The organism is Eubacterium coprostanoligenes (assembly GCF_900167205.1).
Lineage (GTDB): Bacteria > Bacillota > Clostridia > Oscillospirales > Acutalibacteraceae > Eubacterium_R > Eubacterium_R coprostanoligenes.
Genome location: NZ_FUWW01000004.1, coordinates 76,983 through 100,577, shown reverse-complemented (window position 1 = coordinate 100,577; position 23,595 = coordinate 76,983). Strand labels below are relative to the sequence as shown.

Here is a 23,595-nt window from a genome sequence, read left to right as displayed (position 1 = left end):
ACTACACCGTCAAATAAGGTGCAAGTTTGGAATATGTACTTTCACCGATTCCCCTGATTTCCTTAATCTGCTCAACGCTTGTATATCCGCCGAGATACTCACGATATTCAATTATTGCACTTGCCCTGCTTTCGCCAATTCCTCTAATAGTAACCAACTCGTCAACAGTTGCGGTGTTGAGGTTTATGGGATAGGTCACAGTCTTTTCGGTCTTTGGTGCAGATGTAGTTTCTTCATCGGAAGCTACAGTTTTTGAATTGACGGACTCGGATGCTTTTTGCGATGCGACCTCTTGCTGAACTGTTGCAGTTTCCGTATAAACTCCGGGTGATGACTGCGACACATAAATTAAAATTCCTGCCATAACAAAAAGTGCAACGCCAATCATAAACATTGCTTGTTGTTTTGCGTTCATCTGCTTTTCTTTTTTCTACCGTATTTATTTTGCTTTTTGGGAGCAAAATTTTGCCTATTCTTATTATTTCTGTTATTATTTTTACCGTTGTTTCTGCCTGTACCCTGCTTTTGATGAGCTGAATTTTGCGGACGGACAAGACATTTTGGGTCTGTACCGATTAAATCAAAACGCTTTGCTTTTTTAAGTGCTTCCTCAACAAGAGCAAAGTTCTTTGGGTTATAATACTGCAAAAGTGCCCTTTGAAGTGCCTTATCGTGCGGATTTTTAGCCGAATAAACTTCTTCCATAGTATAAGGGTCAAGCCCTGTATAAAACATTGTTGTGGAAATTGTGCCCGGAGTAGGATAGAAATCCTGAACCTGCTCAGGGCGAATATGATTTTTCTTTAAAAACAAAGCCAAATCAATAGCGTCGTTAAGGGTTGAACCCGGGTGACTCGACATAAGATAAGGCACCAAATACTGCTCCTTATCTATCTCGCCCGTATACTGAAAATAACGCTTTGAAAATTCAATATAAGCCTCAATATGCGGCTTGCCCATTTTGTCAAGAACAGCGGCAGAACAATGTTCGGGAGCAACCTTGAGCTGACCCGATACATGGTATTTTACAAGTTCTCTGAAAAAGCTGTCGTCCTTATCCTGCAAAAGGTAATCGTATCTTATGCCCGAACGAATAAACACTTTCTTGATGCCCGGAAGTTGACGGACACTGCGGAGTATATCAAGATATTCCTCGTGATTTGCAACGAGGTTTTTACACGGCTTTGGAGCAAGACATTTTTTGCCTTTACACAGTCCGTGTTCCTCTTGAAGCATACAAGACGGCTGACGGAAATTAGCCGTAGGACCGCCTATATCGTGAATATATCCTTTAAAATTAGGCATATGAGTGAGCTTTTCAGCCTCAATCATAATGCTTTTTTTACTTCTTGTAGTTATGTATCTGCCCTGATGAAAAGCAATTGAACAGAAATTGCAAGCACCGAAGCAACCACGGTTGTGAGTGATTGAAAACTCAACCTCTTGAATTCCCGGAACACCGCCTTGCGCCTCATACATCGGATGATAAGCACGCATATACGGAAGTGAATAAACCCAATCGAGTTCCTTTGTTGTTAGCGGCGGCATCGGCTGATTTTGAACAACCATTTTTTTGCCGTGCTTCTGCTTGATAACCTTACCTCTGATATGATCCTGCTCGTCCTGTTCGATACGAGCCGCCTTGGAATATTCCTTTTTTGATGAGCAAACATTCTCAAATGACGGACACTCAACACCGACATATGGAGTGTCCTTTGTGTCAACAGCATAAACCGTGCCGAGAATGTCGTGCATTGTGTCGACGCTTTCGCCGTTATTAAGTCGTTCGGCAATCTCAATAGTTTGATTTTCTCCCATACCGAAAATGAGCAAATCAGCCTTTGAGTCAAGTAGAATTGACGGACGAACAGCATCATCCCAATAATCATAATGTGCAAAACGGCGAAGTGATGCTTCAAGTCCGCCGATAATTACAGGTACATCGGGATAAAGTTGTTTTACAATATTTGAATAAACAATAACTGCTCTGTCAGGTCGCTTGCCCATTTGACCGCCTGCTGTGTAGGCATCAACCGAACGAGGCTTTTTGGCAACGGTGTAATGAGCAACCATTGAATCAATATTACCGCTTGAAATGAAATAGCCCAAGCGTGGCTTGCCGAACTGCTCAAAATCCTTTGTACCGTGCCAATCAGGTTGTGACAAAACAGCAACCTTGTAGCCCTTTGCTTCAAGCACACGAGTGATTATTGACGCACCGAAAGAAGGATGGTCAACATAAGCGTCACCGGAAATATACACAAAATCCGGCTGTTCCCATCCTCTTTCATACATATCCTTTTGATTTACGGGGAGAAAATTATTCATAGCTGTCCTCGTTCAAATCTTGATTATCTATTACTTCATCAGAACCAAATTCCAACTGCTCTGTGTTATCAGCCGTGAATTCAGGTGCCGGACCCTGTGCCTTAATCTGAATCCATTGCTGTTTATTGATTAATATCTTTCTCGGCTTTGCACCCTCGGCAGGACCGATAATGTGCTTATCCTCCATTTGGTCCATAATCTTTGAGCCTCTTGAATAACCGACTCCGAGCTTACGCTGTAAGAACGAGGTTGAAGCCTTGCCGTTTTCAAGAACGACATCAACCGCATCATCAAACAGAGGGTCAAGATTTTCAGCCGAATCACCACCATCGGTAAACTTGTTTGAAGTTTTGTCCTGAACGGCTTTACTCTCGATTTCCTTTTGGATTTCTTCGCTGTACTCGCTTTCGCCCTGATTTTTGATGAATTCGCAAAGTGCTTCGACTTCGTCATCGCTGATATAACAACCCTGAACACGGAGTGGCTTGTTTGAACCGATAGGAGAATACAGCATATCACCCATACCAAGAAGTTTTTCTGCACCGCTGGAATCAAGAATTGTACGAGAGTCGATTGCGGAAGAAACCGTAAGTGCGATACGAGATGAAATATTAGCCTTAATAAGACCCGTGATGACATCAACAGACGGTCTTTGGGTTGCGATAACAAGGTGCATACCTGCGGCACGAGCCATTTGAGCAAGACGACAAATACTGTCTTCAACCTCTTTTGGAGCAGCCATCATAAGATCGGCAAGCTCATCAATGCAAATAACAATCTTCGGCATTGGCTTCATATCCTCATGCTTTTCAACATAACGATTGTAGCCTTCGATGTCACGCACGCCTGTGTCGCTGAACTTTTGATAACGCTCAAGCATTTCCGACACTGCCCAGCCGAGTGCACCCGAAGCCTTGCGTGGGTCGGTAACAACCGGAACAAGAAGGTGCGGAATGTTCTCATATTTTGAAAACTCTACCTTTTTAGGGTCAATCATAAGGAATTTTACTTCTTCGGGATTTGCCCTATAAAGAATAGATACAATAATTGAGTTCATACAAACAGATTTACCTGAACCTGTTGTGCCCGCAATAAGCAAGTGAGGCATTTTTGCAATATCACAAAATACGGTTTTGCCTGCAATATCCTTGCCAAGTCCTGCCGACAGGAGTGACTTTTGAGCATTGAAATCGGCAGAATCAATAACCTCACGCATAGAAACGCTGTTTTTAACGGTATTCGGAATTTCTATTCCGACAGCAGCTTTGCCCGGAATAGGAGCTTCAATACGAACATTTACAGCTGCAAGGTTAAGCGCAATATCATCCGAAAGATTTGTAATCTTACTGATACGAACACCCGAAGCAGGTTTTAATTCATATCTTGTAACCGTCGGACCTCTTGAAATATCGGTGATTTCTGCCTGAACACCAAACGAAGCAAGAGTATCAACCAAAAGTTCTGCGTTATTTTTAAGTTCGGCAGACACATCTTTTGCAGATTTATGCTTAACGGTTTTGAGAATATCAACGCTTGGAAGTTTATATTCCTTAACTTCCTTTTGCATATCCTCCTCTGTAACCACAAACTCTGGGATAGGCTCTGATTTTTCTTCATCAGGCTTTTCTGTCTTATCCTCGCTTGCGGTTTTAACAATGTCATCAATAGTTTTTTTCTTTGTTTCCTGTCTGCTCTGCTTATTTTTGCTTGTTGCCTGATTAATCTCGGCAATGAGTTTGGAATAATCATCGGCAGGTTCTTCTGCTTCCTCAACATCCTGTGTTTTTTCAGCCTTTGTCTTTGCCTTTTTCTTCGGCTTTTCTTCCTGAACAGGAGGCTCATCGTCAAGAGGAATATCAACATTGTTCATTCTGCGTCTTTCACGGCGTTCCTCAATATAAGGTGTTGCCTTTTCAACAACAGCACGAACAGGCTTTGTTGTGTTTTTGAAAAATTGATTGACCGTCACCTTTGAAAGAAGCATAATCACAACGATTATAAAAAGCAAATCAATAACAATCGCAGGTGCTTTGCCCATTGTCATAAAGAGCCATCCCAAAACAGCGCCAAAAAATCCGCCGTTAAAATTAAACGGAGCATCTGCGAACTCGTTCTTGCAAGTGTCAAGGAACGGGACACCGCTTTTTGCTTTTATGATATAAATAAATGCAGAGATAAAAAGCACAATAAGAATAATACAAATCGGCTCTGCAATCATCTTTTTACTCGACTTTGTTTTTTGAACAAGAAACGAATAAGCAAGACTCAAAAGCGGGAAAACAATTGATGCCATCCAACCGAAAAGACCTATGTAAACATTGTGAACATCATTCCAAAAATTCTCGCCCGGAATAACCGCAACAAAGAAAAACAAAACCGAAAATGCAAAAATAATTATGCTGACAATTCTGTTTTTGTTTGCCTGCGCTTCAAGATCCATAATTCTCTGTTGCTCCTCAAACTCTGCAAGAGCCTTTTTTGAATGAGTAACAGGCTTTTTAGGGGTCGGCTTTTTATTCTGTTTTTGTTTAAAATTTTTACTGTTAGCCATAATTTACCTACTTTATTTTCTTAATATCAATTCAAAAATACCGATAACAAGTATTATAATACCGACTGCGACATCATAATAACCAAAATACTTCAAATAGCCTTTGCTGACAAAGTATTTGAGAAATACGGTGCTTAAAAACGAAGCAACGATTGAAATCACAAGACCGATAATAATCGAAGCAACACCGACATGAGTAACGCTGATGCAAATCTCAACAATACCGCTGACAACAAGCACAGGAACGCTCATCAGCAACGCATAATTGATTGCGTGTCTTTTGCTCACACCAAAAAGAACAAGAACGGCAAGCACAACACCGATAAACGAAAAACCCGATACAGGAATCAAAAATACGCTCAATGCTCCGACAATGATTGCAGGAAGTTCCGCAACCGGCTTTGGTATGCTTGATTTTGCAAGTTGAACCGATGCAAGAATGAGAAGCACGCCTGTAATTGCAAGGAACAGACCGTCATCAAGGAGTGTTTTGTTGAACTGTGTAGTGCGAAGAACATTATAAAGAAGTCCGTATTTACCGCAAGGAATGAGCCACAAAAGCATTGGGCAAAAGCTCATAAGAGTCATATACATATAATGCCTTGCACCGCTTGGTTTGCTTCCCTTTAGTCGTTTTTTGAACACATCGCCGACAGTGGAAAACAGCTCATAAGACATTTTCAAAAACAGCTTATAAGAAGCAATTACAATGCCCACGGCGATACCTATATGTACAATACCGGTGAGGGACGAGCACTCACCTGAAAATCTGCCGGCAAAATCGTGGAAAACAGAAGAATGAGCAGTTTCACTTATTGGAAAAATTCGGCACACCGCTTGGAATAGTGCCTGAAATATTGCAGTTAAAATCGACATTGTTTTTTCCTCCGAAAAATTGAGCGTTATCAAGATAATAGCCTGTCCTGATATAATCATAAGGATTGGTAGAACGAGGCTTGGAAATAATCATTTCGTTTTTATAAAAAACTTCATTAACATCAACAACAGTATAAAGCATCAGTTTTCCTCCTCAATTACCGATTCAAGATAGTCAAGTGCATCCGATAAACCACCGAGTTCATCAACAAGTCCGCATTTGACAGCTTCTTCGCCGTCAAGCACAGTACCCACATCCATAATCAGCTCGCCTGTTTTCATCATCAATGCTCTGAATTCATCGGCTGTAATCTGCGAATTATTCTCAACAAACCTTGCAATCCTATCCTGCATTTTTTCAAAATACGAAAGGGTTTGCGGAACACCGAGAACCGTTCCGTTCATACGAACAGGGTGCACGGTCATTGTTGCAGTCGGCACAATGAAGCTACGCTTACAGCTGACAGCAAGCGGAACGCCGATACTGTGACCTCCGCCAAGGACAAGCGAAGCGGTGGGAGTTTTCATAGTTGAAAGAAGCTCTGCAATGGCAAGCCCTGCTTCAACATCTCCGCCAACGGTATTGAGTATAATCAACAATCCGTCAATCTCCTTGCTTTCCTCAATCGCAACAAGCTGTGGAATGACATGCTCATATTTGGTGGTTTTGTTTTGGCTCGGCAAAATATAATGCCCCTCAATTTGACCGATAACAGTCAGGCAATGAATGAAATGCCCATCTTTTTTGACCGTTATCGAGCCTGTTTCAAAGGTTGAGCCTTGCTCACCGTTATTGTTGTTTTCGTTAAAATCTTCGTTTTCTTTGCACATAACAGCACCTCTTTACTATTATGCACAAAGCATTACATTATATTTTAACATTTTATGCCGATTTTTTCAACACAATTATTAATTTATATATTATATAAAAAGAGCGATCATAATGACCGCTCTTAAAACTTATGTTTTTATAAATCAGGTGTTTCAACAGGTTCTCTATTATCATTGGCGCTTGTTGTAATAACATCACAGATTTTAAATTCCTGCAATTCAGCCTGTGGTTTTGTATACTTTTTCATTTTAACCTCCTTATACATTTTTATATTCTTTTGCGCTGTTTCCGTACAGCATCATTGTTGTTATCATTTCGTCAAGAGGTGTGCCCTTGTAATTATCCCTTACCAATCGGGCATAGGATTCAATGCTGAAACGCATTGTGTTACTGCAAGGAACACCGTTTTCATAAACCGTAAGAAGCACCTCGTCACTAACTTCATGTGCAAAAAGTTCGTTGCAATACACATAATATGTGCCGTCACCGTTATCTTTAAAATCATTTTTATCATAGGTGAACTTTGCGTTTCTTAAGGTGATTTCAACGGTTTTGTTTTCAACATTATTTGCGGTGAACTTCACCTTAAACATAATTGCATTGCCAAGCACCAAACCGCAAGAATTCCACTGTACGGTTGGGTTACTTATGGTTTTGTAATTAAAGTTTCTGATGTTCTTGAATTCTTTTGTGTCCTTGCTTGCCCAACTTTTTTGAGTGGCAGTCAGGTCTGAATTTGCAAGATTATCTGTTTGATAACCGACATATTTTTGTGTCGCAGAACCGTAATTGAGCAAGTCCACAAGCAAAGTACGAAGTTTTGAGTGATCATCGGAACTGTATCGGTCAAGCATTGTATAGGCATACTCTCTGACACTCATCACCTTTTCAGGGCTTGTGTATTCACCATTGCTGTTTTTAGCGTGCAAAACAGCAGTCACCTTATCGTTCATAAGCTGAGGATTTATGCCTTTGTACGAGAACACATAATAGTTTCCGTCCTGCTTATAATTCGTAACTTTTTCTTCTTTTCCGCCACATTCAAAGGTCATATAGAAGTCATCAAAAGACGAAAGACTGTTTTTGAACACCTTGAAGTTCATTGTTATGCTACTCTCAAGCGAAAGTGAAACGGTTTTAATCACAAAATTTTCTGTAAGTGAGATAGCCGAAAGAAGCTTCGTAGCAGCATTGTCAATATCATCTTGATAATGATAATCGTGATAAGCGGAGGAATATGTGTTGTAAAGCGTTTCGACATCCTCAATCATTGACGAATATTGAGCCTTGGAGTCAATCATATTTTTTGCTTTTACAAGTGCCGATTGAAGTGCAGAACCGTCAAGTTGTGCCAAAGCGGTTTCGGATTCATCGGAGCAGTATTTGCATACATATGTTATTTTGCCCGGGGCGTCGCAGGTAGGCAAAACAACCGTTTCGTCATAGGAGTGAGCACATTCAAGCGTTGTGGTGACCGTGTTGTTTTCTTTGTTATGATCATCATAACCGGAGGGTAAAACCATAACTGTGATTTTATCCTTTTTGTCCTGCGGTGTTGGGATATTGATTGTCGCAACCGATGAGGCAAAAGCGTTGACCAAGCAATTAAGCTCACCCGACGATAAAATATCGCCCTTGCTGTTGGACACAGTGAAGTTGAATTTATTGACATTTACGGAGCTGTTATTTTGAATTTCGCATTTTAAATCAATCGACTCGGAATTTAACTGCGAATTGTCAAAATCGACATAGTTTAACTGCGTGTCTACAGACTCGGTTTTTCCGTCGACAAGGAGTGTTGACTGCTCATAATCTGTTGATGATGACAAATCAATATTGTTATACGCAACATACGGTGTGCCGTCAGATAATACTACAGGCGAATAATTCCTGATAAATGCATGACTTTGAGAATATTTTTCAAGAGGAGTGCACGTTTCCGATTCGATCTTGCAGTAATACAAATCCTTTGTATAATCCTCATTTACAGCGGTTGTAAAAAGATAAATATTACTTTTTTGACTGTCATAAGCAATTTTAATATCTTGTAAACCGGAGATTTCAGAATATGTTGTAGAGCACCATGTTGAAGGATATTGAAGCTTATGTTTATCTTTCAACACACTGTCATTGTCTATGTAATAAACCCTATTGTCAAAACCAGAAAAATCAATTACGGAATCAACGAGCTTTGTTGAACTGCCCGAGGAATAATAATATAGCGAATTTGCTTCATCACTTTGGACGGAATAGTACAAGCATGTGCCTGCCACATCAAATTTTGTGATAATGTCGGTAGTTGAAACAACAGAGTTAAGCTCGGTTTGTGCACCGGCAGAATCATATTTTGCCAAATATAAAGTGTTATTTCCGCTTTCCTGATAAACATTGTTGTCCGAATTTTCCATCCACGAAACTGAAAATGCGCCGTCACTGCCGTAAACAACAGGATTAAACTCAAAGGCAGTATTGTCGCTTGAATTAATGCGAATCGGGTCGCTGAACTCGCCGCTTGAAGCGGTGAATGTTGTTTCGTATAAATTATAGTATTTTATCATTTCCGACATATCGGCAGCGTCATCAAACACCTTTGACGCCCTTTGCCAAACTATATATGCTCTTTCGCCATCTGAATAAACACTCGGCATATCGTTGTTTGTTCTGTCCTCAAAAAGTGTTTGAGGTGTCGACCATGATGTGCCGTTGTAATATGAATAATACAGCGAGGCTTTATTGGCATCGCTCTTTTCGCCGTTGTCATCTATCCAAACCAAAAGAGCCGTATCATCATTAAAGCTGACAAGTGAGGGCTGACTCAGCGGATAGGCATTTGTTTTTTCAAATTTGGACAGTGAGCCGTTATCAGCCGATTGAGCGGCGATTTTCGACCTTGATTTTCTGGCTGACGAATCGGATTTTTTAAGATAATCTCTGTTGATATATTCAGCCGAATCAATCAGGCTGTCATATCCGCTTTTATTGAGCACCGTGACACCTTTGGTAAGGGCAAAAGATTTGGCACGAGCAGATGCATCTGCGCCGAAATTCGGATAAAGTTCCACCTTGGCAAAGGAGCGCTCACCTGAAATTTTTTCAATCTTTTTGCCCAAAACATAGCCGCCCCATTTAACGCCGAGGTCGAGATAAGCCTTGAACGGAGTTTCTGCGGCAGTGGAAATATTTGCGCCGAGCGTGCCGTAACCGACAATTTCGGCATATGTATTTCGTGTGCCGATGCCGCCGCCCACACTCAATGCAATTGACGGGTCAACGCTTATTGCAGGATTGATTTTGTTGTTTTCGTTTTTAAAATAAAGTTTGCCCTTTGCTCCGAGACCTATGCCGAGTGTTGCATAAGCAGGTCCGGTATAATGACGAAATGAGCCGGAGGCATTAAACTCTGCCATCATGCCGCCGTCGGAATATTCAAGACCGCCGTTTACTTTTTTAAACTCGAGAAAGCCTGTAAATGTGGCATCGACTCCGACAACAAGATTGCATCCGACCTTTTTGAGTTTTCCTCGCATGGCGGAATATTTGTTCCACAATCGCGTTGTGTCAACCTTTTTGCCGGTCAGATCTTGATACATGCTTTTTACTTCGCGATACGAGTCCGACCAATAACCGCTGTTCATCGACCCGTCTATATTTGCGGATGCCTTTTGATCATATCCCAAAAGGACTTGAACGGTATTATTTTTTTGATCGTCAATAATTTTGAAATCGCCGATGCTCATTTTGATACCGGCTTCCAATTTGACGAGCGGTATTTTGTGACCGGCAATATCAATAGTAGCACCATTTAATGCATAAGGTCCCAAATTTATATCCCCGAGCATGTTTTCAATTGCTTTATTGTATTCTGTATGTTGAGTGTATATTTCTGTGTTTAAATAAAAAGCCGGACGAATTCCAATTTCTCCATTATATGCCGCTATAACACGAGTTGAATTTGTACCATCTAAAGTACATGACAAAGTTACATTTTCATATGATGCTCCCTCATTTCTGGGAACACCAAAAAATGTCTCCCAGGTTTTTGAAGGGTCTAAACTTGAATTTTTAAACGTACTGTTTTTAACTGCGGAAGCAGTTGGATAGGGATATAAAATATAGTTTTTCCCCAAATTATTACAAGCCTCATCAATTTGTTCCGGACCCAAAAGGAATAAATTATCAGTTACATTTTGATAATAATACTTTGAATAATCAATCGGACTACTTGAAGAGTTTATAAGATAATTTAATTCTTTACTTCCACCATCACAGTAGCCTTTTCTTGTTTGATCATAACTATTCAAATAGACTCGGTGTGTTACTTCCTTTATTTCTCTTAAATCATTTAATGAAAACCCTGATAAAAATCCATTTTCTTCATCATACGGATTAGAACCATTATAAACATTTTGCTTACTTGGTGGACAATGCGAATACGAAACTGATCCGGAAGTATTTAACCATTGTCTTATAGACGAATCATACCAACAATTCGAACCATACCTTTTTCTAATATATCCCCAACCATCACTATGGTATTCATCACTTTCACCGGCAGCATCGAAAGCTTTTAAACATAAAATTTTATCACTAAGCATCAACGGTCCGTTCTCGTCTATATCCACACAACGCCATAATATCGGTTCGCCATAATATGTTCCAAGTGTAATGTAATCTCCGATAGCAATTGAAGAATTGTCCTTTGCTATTGCGTTAATATCCACATTTGTTCCGCTATTAGAATCCGCAAACGCAGAAAAATCCACAGCGGTGACAACACTAGTTGCCATAAGTACAGCCAAAAACAAGCTGATTAATCTTTTACCAAATTTCATTATTTTACCTCCAAATAAAATGCTGTAAACATTTTAACACAGAATATAAAAAATGCAATATGTTACCTGGGTGATACCTTGAAATTTATCAAAGGTAACATATTGTGAAATTATACAATTTTTATAATATTAAAAAAGTACATTCCAAAAAAATCAGAATGTACTTTAAAAAATATTTAATTAGTTAACGGTGCTATATTAGCCTCTATACGCTCTTGCGCTTTTGCCGTAAAGCATCATTGCGGTGGTTAATTTATCAAGGTCACTGCCTTGGTAATTATCTCGTATAATTCGAGCATATGACTCGATGCTGAAGCGCATTGTATTACTGCAAGGAACTCCGTTTTCATAAACAGTTAGGAAAATATCATCGCTCATCTCATCTGCATATAATTCGTCACAGCAAACATAATATGTGCCATTTCCGTTATCAACAAAATCATTCTTGGTATATGTGAATGTTCTGCCATTACATATGATTTCTACAGTTTTGTTTTCGATATTATCTGCTGAAAACTTTGCTCGGAGCATTACAGAATTATCAAGTACAAGCGCCGATGTTCTCCAACGAGCAGTCGGATTAGCTATTGTTTTGTAATCGTAATTCTTAATGTTTTTGAATTCCTCATTATCAACACTTGCCCAACTTTTTTGAACATCAGTCAATTCAGAATTCACAAGATTATCGGTTTGATAGCCAGCATAAACTTGTGATGCAGCGCCATAATTGAGCAAATCAACAATAATTATACGGAACGATGCGTAATTTTCATCAGAGCTGAACAAATCAAGCATTTGATATGAGTATTTCTTTACGCTCATTAGAAAGATTGAGCGATTTAAGCTCCTTATCCTCAAGCAAAAATCCGTTGCTGTATTCATCACCGAGACCGAGCAAACCATGTCTGAACTCGTGAGCAAAAGTTTTTGACGCACGGTAACTGTCTGATGGCGAAATAAAATAATGTAATCCACTTTCACGGTTGTTATATGCACCGCCGAAATCTGATTTTGTGTTTACAGCCATAGCAAACTGCGCAATGTAATCGTGAACATAATAAGGCTCATATTCCGAACCGGACAGAATTGTATTTGGATCGGTTGTTTTTTTGATATGAGCATCGTGAATTTTCTCGATAAATTCAGGACCGATACACCTCTCAAAAATATGATTTTTCCACTGACTTCCGTGGAGGTTATTAGAAATAACAGGCGAATTATATTTGTCAATTATAACATCAAAGAAGGTGCTTCCGCCATTGTCAAAAGTTGATTCGGAAGCTGTTCAAAGAGCGTAAACATTGAACCTATCGGCATAACTGCGATACGGTTCATATTTCATAGCGTACTGTCAAAGTCGTTTGACATCATTGATGAATTTGCCCTGCTGACTTTTTGTGTATCCCTCGCCGCAAACGACAACAACCATATTTTCAAGGTCGCTTCGTGTCTTTTGAATAGTATAAACAGGGATGGTAGGGTTAGAGTATTTTCCGTCATTTGAATACCACGGGCCGAGGGTGAGCTGAATGCTTTGCTCGGTGCTTACATTCCAATCCGGATTTGCATCCTCGGCAGGTTCCGAAATTGTGTAGTCATCCTCTTGCTTACTTGGAGCAGAGCCGACATAAGGATTGCTTTGCGAGCCGTTGCTGTTGAATTAAGCCAGGAACGCATATTACTGTCCCTCCAATAGTTAGAACCGTAATCATCACGCTTATAGCTTCTGCTGTGTGATTTTGAATTGCTGTTGTCGTTTCTTTTTGCATCGTATGCAAGAGTGTCAACAATTTTGTCTGCAAGCATCAGTAAACCGTTATCGTCAAAATCAACACAACGCCACAAAATCGAGTTGCCGTTATATGTGCCCATTTTGACATAATCGCCTATCTGAATATTAGGTTTTAAGTCCGCTTGAGCCGAAACAGGAATAAGCGAAAACACAATACAGATAGACAAAAACATTGCAGTTAATCTTCTTTTCATAGACTTCAATTCCTTTATAAAAGCTGCTTTTTTCTACATTATATACAATCTTGACATATGACAACAATTTTAAAAGGCAGATGTTTTTTGTTAAAATTAAAAGACTGTGAAAGCAAATTTGCAATCACAGCCTTGGATATTTTATTTAAAGAAAAGAGGCAATTTTTCAAGATAAATGATGTCATCTCTGTCTGCCGCATCGCCCTCTGCAAGTGGGAAGCAGGAAGCAACAACATTTGCATTGAACTTTGCAAGAAGTTCCTTAACAGCCTTTAAGCTTCCGCCTGTTGAAACAACATCATCAACAATGAGAACACGCTTGCCGTCGAGCAAATCACCATCCTCGTGACCGAGATAAAGAGCCTGTTCTTTTTGAGTGGTGAGAGAAACATCAACAACCTTTTCAGGGCGGTCCATATAAACCTTTACGCCCTTACGAACAACAATGTATTTTTTGCCGCTCATACGGCTCATTTCGTATGCAAGAGGAATTGATTTTGCCTCTGGAGTTACTATGTAATCAAAGTCCGGAACTTTCTTGAGAAGTTCTCTTGCACAAACTTCTGTAAGCTCAACATCACCGAAAAGGATGAATGCGGCGATGTCCATTTTATCCGACACAGGGAACTTTTGAAGTTCTCTTTCAATTCCGCCGATTTTTAATGTATAAGTGTCTTTCATATTAACTTCTCCCCTAACTCTGTTCCGCCGATTACATGAAAATGCAAGTGCATAACAGTTTGACCGGCATCAGAACCGCAGTTATTAATAATTCTGTATGACTCAATTCCCTGCGACTTTGCAATCTCGGGAATTTTTGCAAATATATGGCTGACATATTTTGCATTTTCCTCATTGAGTGCATTTGCACTTTCGATATGCTCCTTTGGAACACAGAGAAAATGAACAGGTGCAACAGGATTGAGATCCTTGAAAGCAACCATCATATCATCCTCATACACCTTTGTTGACGGTATATTGCCGTTGATTATCTCGCAAAAAACACACATATTTTGCCTCCGAAAATTCTTTTACAATTCGAAATTTTTTATCCCCTCAATCACAAAAACTGCAATTGAGGGTGATGTTGTTTACTTTATTAATGACTTTACAATTTCTTCTGCCTTTGAAAGTGCTTCGTCAATCTTTGTAATATCCTTTGCACCTGCCATTGCAGAATCAGGACGGCCGCCACCGCCACCGTTTGCAATCTTTGCGACTTCCTTAACTAGGTCGCCTGCCTTTACACCCTTGGCAATAGCAACCTTGCCGCAAACAGCAACAAAGTTTGCCTTATCGCCGTTTACACCTGCAAGAACGGCAACAACATTGTCGCCCTTTGTCTTGACATCATCGCCCATAGAACGAAGTGCGTCAGGAGTTGTGCCCTCTACCTTTGCAGTGTAAAGTTCAAGACCGTCAACATCAACAGCTGATGAGAACATATCAGCGCTCTTGAGTTTTGTCATTTCTGCGTTAAGATTTTGTATTTCCTTATCCTTTGCCTTATTTTCGGCAACGATAGCGGTAATTCTATCCTTAACTTCATTGTCGGCAGACTTGAATGTTGCAGAAGCAAACTTAACGGTGTCCTCACACTCGTTGAGATAATTGAGAACGCCTGTACCTGTGAGAGCAACAATTCTGCGAACACCTGCGGCAACAGATGCTTCGGACACAATCTTGAAAAGACCGAGTTCGCCTGTTGAAGCAACATGAGTACCACCACAGAATTCTGTTGAAGCATCACCGGCTTTTACAACACGCACGATATTGCCGTACTTTTCGCCAAAGAGCATCATAGCGCCCATTTTCTTTGCTTCTTCAATAGGCATTTCCTGCATAGAAACAGGAGCACAAGCAAGAATTTCTTTGTTTACAATTGCTTCAACCCTACTGAGTTCTTCAGTTGTGAGAGGATTGAAGTGAGTGAAATCGAAACGAACCTCTTTGTCGTTTACAAGCTGACCTGCCTGTTCAACATGAGTGCCGAGAACTTCACGGAGTGCGGCTTGAAGCAAGTGAGCCGCTGTATGATTACGCATAATAGACTTTCTTCTGTCTGCGTCAATTTGAGCATTTACAGTGTTGCCGACTGAAACAACACCCTCTTTAACCGTACCGCTATGAATATAGATGCCGTCTGCATTCTTTGAAGTGTCTTCAACATCAAACTCAACACCATCGGCAGTAATAACACCTGTATCGGCAACCTGACCGCCGGATGTTGCATAAAACGGAGTTTTGTCAAGAACAACAGAACCTTTTTCGCCTGCACCGAGCATATCAACAAGTTCACCGTCTGCATTGACAAGAGCAAGAACCTTTGCCTCGGCAGTAAAATCGGTATAGCCTGTGAAAACAGTCTTTTCAGCGTCAATCTTAACGCTTGTATTCTTCCAAGCGTCTGCGCCTGCATCCTTACGAGCAGCACGGGCAGTAGCCTTTTGATTTGCAAGAAGTTCGTTGAACTTTTCCTCATCAACGGTCATACCACGCTCCTCAAGGACATCCTTTGTGAGGTCGAGCGGGAAGCCGAAAGTATCGTTAAGTTTGAACGCATCTTCACCGGAGAACACAGTACCCTCGGTGTTTTCAATATATTCATCAAGACGAGCAAGACCTGCATCGATTGTTTTGCCAAAAGATTCTTCCTCTGACAAAATAACCTTTTTGATGAGTTCAGCCTTGTCCTGAAGTTCAGGATAAGCAACCTTATTATCTTCAAGTACAGTTTCGCAAACCTTATAGAGGAAAGGCTCATTAACACCCAAGAGTCTGCCGTGACGGCAAGCTCTACGGATAAGACGGCGAAGAACATAGCCTCTGCCGTTATTTGATGGGATTACACCATCGCCAATCATAAATGTTGATGAACGAACATGGTCGGTAATTACACGAAGCGAAACATCATTCTTTGCATCATCGTGATATTTAACACCTGAAATCTCCGAAATCTTCTTCATTGTGTTTTGAACAGTGTCAACTTCAAAGATATTGTCAACACCTTGCATAATGCAAGCAAGTCTTTCAAGACCCATACCTGTGTCGATATTCTTCTGTGCAAGCTCGGTGTAATTGCCGTTGCCGTCATTATTAAACTGACTGAATACATTGTTCCAAAATTCGGTAAATCTGTCGCACTCACAGCCCGGACCGCAATCAGGAGAGCCACAACCGTACTTTTCGCCACGGTCAAAATAAATCTCGGAACAAGGGCCGCAAGGGCCTGAACCGTGCTCCCAGAAGTTATCCTCTTTGCCAAGACGAACAATGTGTGACGGGTCTACGCCGTTTTGCTTTGTCCAAATCTCAAATGCTTCATCGTCATTTTCATAAATTGTGACATAAAGCTTATCAACAGGCATTTCGAGAACTTTGGTACAGAATTCCCAAGCCCAAGCAGTTGCTTCTTTTTTGAAGTAATCGCCGAATGAGAAGTTGCCAAGCATTTCAAAGAATGTGCCGTGACGGGCAGTTTTACCTACCTGCTCAATATCAGGAGTTCTGATACATTTTTGGCAAGTTGTAACTCGGCTTCTCGGAGGGGTAACCTCACCGGTAAAATACTTTTTCATAGGAGCCATACCCGAATTAATAAGAAGAAGGCTCTTATCGTTATTTGGCACTAATGAAAAGCTCGGCAAACGAAGGTGTCCCTTGCTTTCAAAAAATGACAAATACTTTTCTCTTATATCATTTAATGATGTCCATTCCATAGTTATATTCTCCAAATCGGGCAACAAAAGTTGCCAAATTATAATTTATTTAATCTGTGCTAAAACAACATCAAGGCGGAACAAAAGTTCCGCCTATTGACATTACATTTTTTCAGCAATCTTTGTGAGTTCAAGAAGTTCTTCCTTTGTGAAGGTAAGACCTTTGCTCATCTTTGAGTGGTCAGGTGACCAATCTCTTACATCAACCTTTGGTTCTCTGCCGTTCCAAGAAATCATATTAACTTCTCTTGTCCAACCACGAGAGGTTTCGGAAATTACACCAAGGTGTTCTGTGATTTCGTACTTAATTTCTGGCATTTGCTATTCTCCTTTCGTAATACTTATGCGATAAATAATAATTTACAATGATTTTACAAGCTCTTCTGTATCTCTTGCAATCATAAGCTCTTCGTCAGTTGCAAGAATGAATACTCTGACATTGTCCGTTGGCTCTGTAAGTTCTGCCTCTGCACCCTTTTGAGTCTTTGAGTTAACAGCCTCATTGATGTGTACACCGAGGTAGCCGAGATATGAGCAAACCTTTGAACGAAGCCATACGCCGTTTTCACCGATACCGCCTGTGAATACGATTGCGTCAACACCGTTCATTGCGGCAACATATGAACCGATGAACTTTGCAATTTCGTAAGCCTGCATTTCGTGAGCGAGGATAGCTCTTTCATCGCCCTTCTCCTGTGCCTTGCAGATGTCACGGTCATCAGATGAGATACCTGAAATAGCCTGAACACCTGACTGCTTGTTGAGGATTGCATCCATCTCATCAGGAGAAAGATTTTCGTTCTTCATAATAAAGGTAACTGCTGAAGGGTCAACACCGCCCGAACGAGTACCCATCATAAAGCCGTCAAGTGGAGTGAAGCCCATTGATGTGTCAACAACTTTGCCGTGGTCAACAGCAGCGATTGATGAGCCGTTGCCGAGGTGACAAGTGATGATTTTGAGATCCTTGATGTTCTTGCCGATTCTGTCTGCTGCTCTGTGAGATACAAACTTGTGAGATGTACCGTGGAAGCCGTAACGGCGAACACTGTACTTTTCATAATACTCATATGGCAAAGCATACATATATGCCTTTGGAGGCATTGTTGAATGGAACGCTGTGTCGAATACGAATACCTGTGGAACTTCAGGACCTACAACATTAAGGCAAGCCTTGTAGCCTGCAATGTTAGCGTGAGTGTGAAGCGGTGCAAGAGGAGCAAGTTCTTCTACCTCATCGCAAACCTTTGGTGTAACGATAACAGATTGTGTATATCTGTCGCCACCCTGTACGATTCTGTGACCGATAGCGTCAATTTCGTCAAAGCTGTCAACAACCTTATGTTCACCTTCACACAAGATATACTTAACTTCATTAAACGCATCTGTATGAGTTGGCAGTTCCTTATCGTAAGTATATTTTTGGTCATTAATCTTTATGATAACATTTTCTTCTCCGCCTGCAATCTTTAAGCCGATACGCTCAACAGCACCCTTACAGAGTACAGACTCGTCTTTCATATCAATAAGTTGATACTTCAAAGAAGAACTACCACAGTTAATTACAAGAATTTTCATCTATGTTTCCTCCGCACTTGAAATTTTCTTTATAATAATATAGAATAGTATATAAGTAATAATAATATTATAAATTAAGAATGTCAAGAGAAATCAAGAGAAAAAGGGTAAAAAAATGAATTTCGGTATAATTTGCGAGCTTAACCCCCTGCACAAAGGGCACAAATATCTGTTTGACAACTGCAAAAGTGAAAATTCAACCGTTATATGTGCACTCAGCGGTAACTTTGTTCAGCGAGGAGAATTTGCTGTATACGACAAATACACCCGTGCAAGAACAGCTATTGAAAACGGTGCCGACCTTGTGATAGAAATCCCTGCATTATGCACAATTCAATCCGCACAGGGATACGCAAAAGCCGGTGTTGAAATTTTGGAGGCAACAGGGATATGCGATTGTCTTGCATTCGGTGCGGAATGCGACAATGTTGACGAATTAAAGGCAGTTGCAAAAGAAATACAGAACAAAGATAGTATTATTAAAGAGGAACTTAAAAAAGGAGTTTCCTACCCTACCGCACGCAAAAATGCCGTTAATTCTCCGTTGCTTGACACTCCAAATAACATCCTTGCAATTGAATATTTGACATACACAAAACTTGAAGCAATGGCAATAAAAAGAATCGGCAAAGGTCACGACACAGACGATGACGAATACTCTGCAAGCGAGATTAGGAAGCACCTAAACGCTGACGAAATTTCATCAATGAAGAACTGCGAAAAGGCTATTTTATACAAACTCCGCACAATGACGGCAGAGGATTTTTTGCAAATCGAAGATGTCGGCGAAGGACTTGAAAACAGGATTGTACGAGCTGTTGCAGACTCATTGACGCTTGAAGAATTGTACGACAACATCAAGACGAAGAGATACACACATTCTCGAATCAGACGAATTATTTTGCGTGCATATCTCGGAATCACTAAAGATATGCCGAAAGAGCCAAAATATCTGCACATTTTAGCTTTCAACGACAGAGGCAGAGAAATACTTGCACAAATGAAAAAGACCGCCACCCTGCCAATAATCACAAAATACGGCAACATAGAGTCGAGCGAAGTAAAACAACTGTTTGATTTAGAATGTAAATTTACGGATATTTACAATTTGGGATACACAAACATTAAGCCTTGCGGAGAAGAACAAAGAGCAAAAATCGAAATAATAAAATAGCAAAAAGCACCGAAATTTTGACGACTTCGGTGCTTTTATCATTTATATATTCAGTCCAAATTTTGACACAAATCAAAAAATTCTTCCTTTGTCATAAAATTATTTATGCAAGAAATGAGTGACGAAGTTGAAAGAAATTCAGGCAAGTCAAGAGCCTTACAAACAGCCTTGCGTTTTGCCTTTGAATTCGCTCCTCCGGTCAGACCTAAATCATAAAAATCAACAGTAGTAATAGGATTGTCACATACGGAAGAAGTTGACGAAACACCTGCTTTTTCAAGAGATGCAAGTATCACTTCCTTGGTCATTCCCTCAACGCCCAATTTGCCCTCTTTTGACGGTGTATCCTTGCGTTTTTCCTTGCCGAAAACATCGGGAATATAGACATTTTTTATCTGTTCTTTTGGCACGCCGGACGAAATATAATTTCTTATCATAAAGCCTGCGTGGTCGGAGTCGGTGAGGATGATTATTCCCCTCTCCTTGGCAAGTTTTTTGATAAATGACAACTTGGATTTATCTTTAAAAATAGCGAATCCGTTTGTTTCAATTATAAACGCATCGAGGATGTTTGACAGCTTCATTTTGTCGTATTTCCCCTCAACAATAACCGCCTCGGTAAGTTTGATTTTTTCTTCCATCAGCCATTCCTCAACATCAAAAGTTTCATAACAGTTTCTTCAAGAAGCAAGTTTTTATCAATAGATGTGGACTTCAAAAGTTCATCGGTTTTTGACAGCGCATCAATTGCAGAACGCAAATTTTCAAGGCTGAGTTTTTTGCTGTCACGAACAGCGTTTCTGATAAGCCATTCCCTGCCCTTATAGTTAAAATAGCCTGCAATCGAATTTTCGCCCTCTCCGGAGGCAATGGCGCACTTCACCCTATACATATCAATATAACAAGAGGAAATGACCGACAGCACGGCAATAGGCTCTTCCTTTTGTGCAAAAAGAACACGAAGCACCTCGTAAGCGCCGTCGCTGTTGCCTGCAAGTATAAATTTTGACAAATCAAACACTCTTGCCTGAAGGCATTTGACAGCCAAATCGTCAATGATTTTGCGTGTTATCTCGCCCTCTCCGACAAAAGAGCACATCTTTTCAAGCTCGTTAAAAATGGTTTTTATATCGTTTCCGACAAGCGAAATCATATATTTTGCGTTGGCTGTGTCTATTGAACAGCCTCTTTTTTTTGCGGATGAAATAATTAATTTTGCAAGCTCGCCCTCGGTTCTTTTTTCAAGATTTACAACCGTACCTGCTTTTGCAATTGCATTTTCAAGAGTTTTGAACTTTGCATTGACTTCAATTTGAGTGAATAAGAACACAACAACGGCACTCGGATTAATATCTTTTAGGTAATTCTTTACCTTTTCAATATCTTCCTTGCTTTTGTCAAACGGATAATCATTGACAAGCAGAAGCGAATATTCAGCCATCATCGGCATCATATCGGCATCATTCAAAATCTCTGAAATAGGTGTTTTTTTGCCGTCATACTGATGAAAATTGAAATCGGCAAACGCAGGCTCAACAAGTTTGTTTTTCAGCTTGTTTACATAAAATTCTTTTAGGTAATCTTCTTCGCCGTAAATCATATAGACATTTGAAAAGTCGCCTGCTTTTATTTGGTTTTTAAGCTCTGCTTCCCCTACTTTTGCCATTGATTGAGCCTCCTCACCTCAAAAGAATTTTTGTCTTTTATTTTATAAACAACGGTGTCGCCTTTGAATTCAACAAGACCTTTGGGGTCAATGATTTTTGACGAAGATATTTTTATATCGCAGTCATCTGTTGAACCGATTGTGACATCGTTAAAATAAAAAGCTATATCTCCTTGATTATAGCAAAAACCAAAGCCATCATCAAGTGAAACATTATAAGTATTTTGCACCTCTAAATTATTATATCTGCCACCGACAAGGATTGAATCGCTGAATCCGTCACAAAGCAGAACATTAACGCCTGTGTAATTGCTCAATTTTGCCGGATACGAATACGATCTTTGAATAACAAGGTAATCAACCGAAATTGCATTGTTTTGCAAATATCTGCTGACAGAATAAAAATCATCGGAAGTGTTCACGCCATACACAACAGTTACACCTTTATAGCTACAAACAGTTGCACCGTGCGGAAAAACCCGAAGCGTGAGAGAGTTATAATTACAGGCAGTTGCCACGCTCATAAACACTGCAACAAACACAAGAGAAATTGCTGCCATCTTTTTAAAAAGATGTTTGTTGCTGAAAACAAAAGCAATCCCAAACAGCACAAGAACAACAGCAAGGCACAAACCGAACACATAATCAAAGCCGAGAACAGCGTTGTTTAGCCCTCTGAACAGCATACAAAAATCTATCAGCAACGCATCGCATTTTGTTGCAAGAAGCACTGCAAAAGCGGTCAAAGGAATTATGCCGAAGAGCGACACAAAATAGGTCAAAAATGACATAACAACGCACAGACCGCCAAGCGGTACGGCAAGCAAATTTGAAACCATACCGGCAATACTTGCATAACCGAAAAAGATATACAAAACAGGGATTGTAAAGACAAACACGCAAACCGATGTGTAAAAAATTGCGAATACGGAATGAATGCCGTCTGTCAACTTTTCCTTTGAAGTTTTATCAATCGGGTCAACATAATGAGTTTGAAGTTTTGAAGCGAAAAACGGATAAACAGTGACAAGTGACAACACCGACAGCACGCTTAAATCAGTTCCGACATCGGTTACGCAATACGGATTTGCTATGCACATAATCGTGACCGCTACACCGAGAGAATTAAGGCTGTCGCCCCTCATTGAAAACAGTCCTGCCGACAGCATTACAACAAGCATAATTCCTGCCCTTGTAACAGAACCTGAAAAGCCTGCCAAACCCATATACAAAATGACTGACGCAATACAAATAAGACTTGAAATCTTATGGCTGATTTTCAGCTTTTTAAAAATGAACAGAAGTGCGCCGATTATGACGCTCAAATGCAAACCCGAAACAGCCATAATATGCGATGTTCCCGAATACATAAAGGCAGTTTTTACATCTCTGTCAAGATACGATTTGTCGCCTGTTATGAGTGCAACAGACAATCCGCCCTCTTTGCCCGACATAAGATACGAAAGCTTATCTCTTATGTTTTGACGGAGCGCAACAACATATCTCATAGGTGAATTGACCCGTTCACCAAAACATTCCGTCAAATTGCATTTGGCAGAAATATAAATACCGTCAGCGTATTTGCCATAACTTGAAAAGCCGTCTTTACCAACTGAATAAAACTTCAATTTACCTTTTGCAATAGTATACGGACGCAAATTCACCTTTTTATCCAAATACAAGGCAGATTTGAAGTTTACATCTTTGCCGTCCATTTTGACTATCTTTGCCGAATATGTTTTTGAACGGTCGCCAACTGTGCCGTTATCTATAACATAAAACTCACATTCGGCAGTTTGATTTTCAAGCGACCTAACAGGTTCGACGGTGGTTTGCGTTGTGGCAACAAATAAAAGACAGGCAAACACCGCTGACGCAAGGGACAACGGCACGACAACAGCCTGTCTGAAATTTGGCATAATAAGACTTGCGATAAAAATAACCGCAAGTCCTACTGTCAAAAGAAATATGTATTCGTATTTTATAAAGCAAAGCGCAAACAGCGTTGTTGCCATAGAAAACCCTATGCAGGTGAATACTCTTTTCATGATTT

At 40.3% G+C, this 23,595-nt stretch carries 19 protein-coding genes; 1 reads left to right on the top strand and 18 read right to left on the bottom strand.

Annotated elements, in window-relative coordinates:
• Window position 1: 1 nt before the first annotated feature.
• The 15 genes from B5D29_RS02725 to B5D29_RS02665 all read right to left on the bottom strand — a co-directional run bounded on the left by B5D29_RS02725 (window position 2) and on the right by B5D29_RS02665 (window position 18,702).
• Entirely contained in the window at window positions 2-415 is a 414-nt protein-coding gene (locus B5D29_RS02725) for a ComEA family DNA-binding protein (protein WP_078768047.1), read from the bottom strand.
• Window positions 412-2,328, bottom strand: a complete 1,917-nt coding sequence (locus tag B5D29_RS02720) for a YgiQ family radical SAM protein (RefSeq protein ID WP_078768046.1) — start codon at window positions 2,326-2,328, stop codon at window positions 412-414. Before B5D29_RS02720 ends, B5D29_RS02725 begins: the two co-directional genes overlap by 4 nt.
• Complete coding sequence (locus tag B5D29_RS02715) at window positions 2,321-4,879, bottom strand: DNA translocase FtsK (RefSeq protein ID WP_078768045.1); 2,559 nt, start codon at window positions 4,877-4,879, stop codon at window positions 2,321-2,323. The genes B5D29_RS02720 and B5D29_RS02715 overlap by 8 nt, the downstream gene beginning before the upstream one ends.
• A gap of 12 nt (window positions 4,880-4,891) precedes the next feature.
• Window positions 4,892-5,755 carry an undecaprenyl-diphosphate phosphatase gene (locus B5D29_RS02710; RefSeq protein ID WP_159443380.1) on the bottom strand — a complete coding sequence of 288 codons (864 nt, stop codon included), beginning with the start codon at window positions 5,753-5,755 and terminating at the stop codon, window positions 4,892-4,894.
• On the bottom strand, window positions 5,688-5,897 hold the full coding sequence (locus B5D29_RS08665) for a hypothetical protein (RefSeq protein ID WP_159443379.1): 210 nt from the start codon (window positions 5,895-5,897) through the stop codon (window positions 5,688-5,690). The genes B5D29_RS02710 and B5D29_RS08665 overlap by 68 nt, the downstream gene beginning before the upstream one ends.
• Complete coding sequence (locus tag B5D29_RS02705; RefSeq protein WP_078768043.1) at window positions 5,897-6,586, bottom strand: ClpP family protease; 690 nt, start codon at window positions 6,584-6,586, stop codon at window positions 5,897-5,899. Before B5D29_RS02705 ends, B5D29_RS08665 begins: the two co-directional genes overlap by 1 nt.
• Window positions 6,587-6,844: 258 nt before the next feature.
• Window positions 6,845-11,419 carry a DUF6273 domain-containing protein gene (locus tag B5D29_RS02700; RefSeq protein WP_078768042.1) on the bottom strand — a complete coding sequence of 1,525 codons (4,575 nt, stop codon included), beginning with the start codon at window positions 11,417-11,419 and terminating at the stop codon, window positions 6,845-6,847.
• A gap of 198 nt (window positions 11,420-11,617) precedes the next feature.
• Window positions 11,618-12,241 carry a hypothetical protein gene (locus B5D29_RS02695; RefSeq protein ID WP_078768041.1) on the bottom strand — a complete coding sequence of 208 codons (624 nt, stop codon included), beginning with the start codon at window positions 12,239-12,241 and terminating at the stop codon, window positions 11,618-11,620.
• Entirely contained in the window at window positions 12,207-12,446 is a 240-nt protein-coding gene (locus B5D29_RS08790) for a M64 family metallopeptidase (RefSeq protein WP_242941727.1), read from the bottom strand. Before B5D29_RS08790 ends, B5D29_RS02695 begins: the two co-directional genes overlap by 35 nt.
• A gap of 518 nt (window positions 12,447-12,964) precedes the next feature.
• Window positions 12,965-13,405, bottom strand: coding sequence for a hypothetical protein (locus B5D29_RS08785; RefSeq protein ID WP_242941726.1), 441 nt, complete (start codon window positions 13,403-13,405; stop codon window positions 12,965-12,967).
• Between the two features lie 141 nt (window positions 13,406-13,546).
• The gene (locus B5D29_RS02685) at window positions 13,547-14,086 is read right to left on the bottom strand and encodes a phosphoribosyltransferase family protein (RefSeq protein ID WP_078768040.1); all 540 of its coding nucleotides are present in this window, start codon (window positions 14,084-14,086) and stop codon (window positions 13,547-13,549) included.
• Window positions 14,083-14,415, bottom strand: coding sequence for a histidine triad nucleotide-binding protein (locus tag B5D29_RS02680; RefSeq protein ID WP_078768039.1), 333 nt, complete (start codon window positions 14,413-14,415; stop codon window positions 14,083-14,085). Before B5D29_RS02680 ends, B5D29_RS02685 begins: the two co-directional genes overlap by 4 nt.
• 81 nt (window positions 14,416-14,496) lie before the next feature.
• Window positions 14,497-17,124, bottom strand: a complete 2,628-nt coding sequence (gene alaS / locus B5D29_RS02675; protein ID WP_078768038.1) for an alanine--tRNA ligase — start codon at window positions 17,122-17,124, stop codon at window positions 14,497-14,499.
• Between the two features lie 102 nt (window positions 17,125-17,226).
• A complete protein-coding gene (locus tag B5D29_RS02670) occupies window positions 17,227-17,442 on the bottom strand; it encodes a YdbC family protein (RefSeq protein ID WP_078768037.1) in 216 nt (71 codons plus the stop codon).
• Window positions 17,443-17,484: 42 nt separating this feature from the next.
• Window positions 17,485-18,702, bottom strand: a complete 1,218-nt coding sequence (locus B5D29_RS02665; protein ID WP_078768036.1) for an acetate/propionate family kinase — start codon at window positions 18,700-18,702, stop codon at window positions 17,485-17,487.
• Window positions 18,703-18,817: 115 nt separating this feature from the next.
• Between B5D29_RS02665 and B5D29_RS02660 the strand changes: the two genes are divergently transcribed.
• The gene (locus tag B5D29_RS02660) at window positions 18,818-19,876 is read left to right on the top strand and encodes a tRNA(Met) cytidine acetate ligase (RefSeq protein WP_078768035.1); all 1,059 of its coding nucleotides are present in this window, start codon (window positions 18,818-18,820) and stop codon (window positions 19,874-19,876) included.
• A gap of 50 nt (window positions 19,877-19,926) precedes the next feature.
• On the opposite strand, the gene B5D29_RS02655 is transcribed toward B5D29_RS02660, so the two are convergent.
• Genes B5D29_RS02655 through B5D29_RS02645 form a run of 3 tightly spaced genes read right to left on the bottom strand, consistent with a single transcriptional unit; the run spans window position 19,927 to window position 23,590 of the window.
• On the bottom strand, window positions 19,927-20,517 hold the full coding sequence (locus B5D29_RS02655) for a ribonuclease M5 (RefSeq protein ID WP_078768034.1): 591 nt from the start codon (window positions 20,515-20,517) through the stop codon (window positions 19,927-19,929).
• Window positions 20,517-21,542, bottom strand: coding sequence for a DNA polymerase III subunit delta (gene holA / locus B5D29_RS02650; RefSeq protein WP_078768033.1), 1,026 nt, complete (start codon window positions 21,540-21,542; stop codon window positions 20,517-20,519). The genes B5D29_RS02655 and holA overlap by 1 nt, the downstream gene beginning before the upstream one ends.
• Complete coding sequence (locus tag B5D29_RS02645; protein WP_078768032.1) at window positions 21,530-23,590, bottom strand: ComEC/Rec2 family competence protein; 2,061 nt, start codon at window positions 23,588-23,590, stop codon at window positions 21,530-21,532. Before B5D29_RS02645 ends, holA begins: the two co-directional genes overlap by 13 nt.
• Window positions 23,591-23,595: the final 5 nt, after the last annotated feature.

Excerpts from the sequence above, each read along its gene's own strand:
- holA (WP_078768033.1), bottom strand. The coding sequence starts at position 21,542 with ATGGCAAAAGTAGGGGAAGCAGAGCTTAAAAACCAAATAAAAGCAGGC.
- B5D29_RS02645 (WP_078768032.1), bottom strand. The coding sequence starts at position 23,590 with ATGAAAAGAGTATTCACCTGCATAGGGTTTTCTATGGCAACAACGCTG.
- B5D29_RS02705 (WP_078768043.1), bottom strand. The coding sequence starts at position 6,586 with ATGTGCAAAGAAAACGAAGATTTTAACGAAAACAACAATAACGGTGAG.
- B5D29_RS02715 (WP_078768045.1), bottom strand. The coding sequence starts at position 4,879 with ATGGCTAACAGTAAAAATTTTAAACAAAAACAGAATAAAAAGCCGACC.
- B5D29_RS02665 (WP_078768036.1), bottom strand. The coding sequence starts at position 18,702 with ATGAAAATTCTTGTAATTAACTGTGGTAGTTCTTCTTTGAAGTATCAA.
- B5D29_RS02685 (WP_078768040.1), bottom strand. The coding sequence starts at position 14,086 with ATGAAAGACACTTATACATTAAAAATCGGCGGAATTGAAAGAGAACTT.
- B5D29_RS08665 (WP_159443379.1), bottom strand. The coding sequence starts at position 5,897 with ATGCTTTATACTGTTGTTGATGTTAATGAAGTTTTTTATAAAAACGAA.
- B5D29_RS08785 (WP_242941726.1), bottom strand. The coding sequence starts at position 13,405 with ATGAAAAGAAGATTAACTGCAATGTTTTTGTCTATCTGTATTGTGTTT.
- B5D29_RS02655 (WP_078768034.1), bottom strand. The coding sequence starts at position 20,517 with ATGGAAGAAAAAATCAAACTTACCGAGGCGGTTATTGTTGAGGGGAAA.
- alaS (WP_078768038.1), bottom strand. The coding sequence starts at position 17,124 with ATGGAATGGACATCATTAAATGATATAAGAGAAAAGTATTTGTCATTT.
- B5D29_RS02710 (WP_159443380.1), bottom strand. The coding sequence starts at position 5,755 with ATGTCGATTTTAACTGCAATATTTCAGGCACTATTCCAAGCGGTGTGC.
- B5D29_RS02660 (WP_078768035.1), top strand. The coding sequence starts at position 18,818 with ATGAATTTCGGTATAATTTGCGAGCTTAACCCCCTGCACAAAGGGCAC.
- B5D29_RS02725 (WP_078768047.1), bottom strand. The coding sequence starts at position 415 with ATGAACGCAAAACAACAAGCAATGTTTATGATTGGCGTTGCACTTTTT.
- B5D29_RS02695 (WP_078768041.1), bottom strand. The coding sequence starts at position 12,241 with ATGAGCGTAAAGAAATACTCATATCAAATGCTTGATTTGTTCAGCTCT.
- B5D29_RS02700 (WP_078768042.1), bottom strand. The coding sequence starts at position 11,419 with ATGAAATTTGGTAAAAGATTAATCAGCTTGTTTTTGGCTGTACTTATG.
- B5D29_RS02680 (WP_078768039.1), bottom strand. The coding sequence starts at position 14,415 with ATGTGTGTTTTTTGCGAGATAATCAACGGCAATATACCGTCAACAAAG.
- B5D29_RS02670 (WP_078768037.1), bottom strand. The coding sequence starts at position 17,442 with ATGCCAGAAATTAAGTACGAAATCACAGAACACCTTGGTGTAATTTCC.
- B5D29_RS02720 (WP_078768046.1), bottom strand. The coding sequence starts at position 2,328 with ATGAATAATTTTCTCCCCGTAAATCAAAAGGATATGTATGAAAGAGGA.
- B5D29_RS08790 (WP_242941727.1), bottom strand. The coding sequence starts at position 12,446 with ATGGCTGTAAACACAAAATCAGATTTCGGCGGTGCATATAACAACCGT.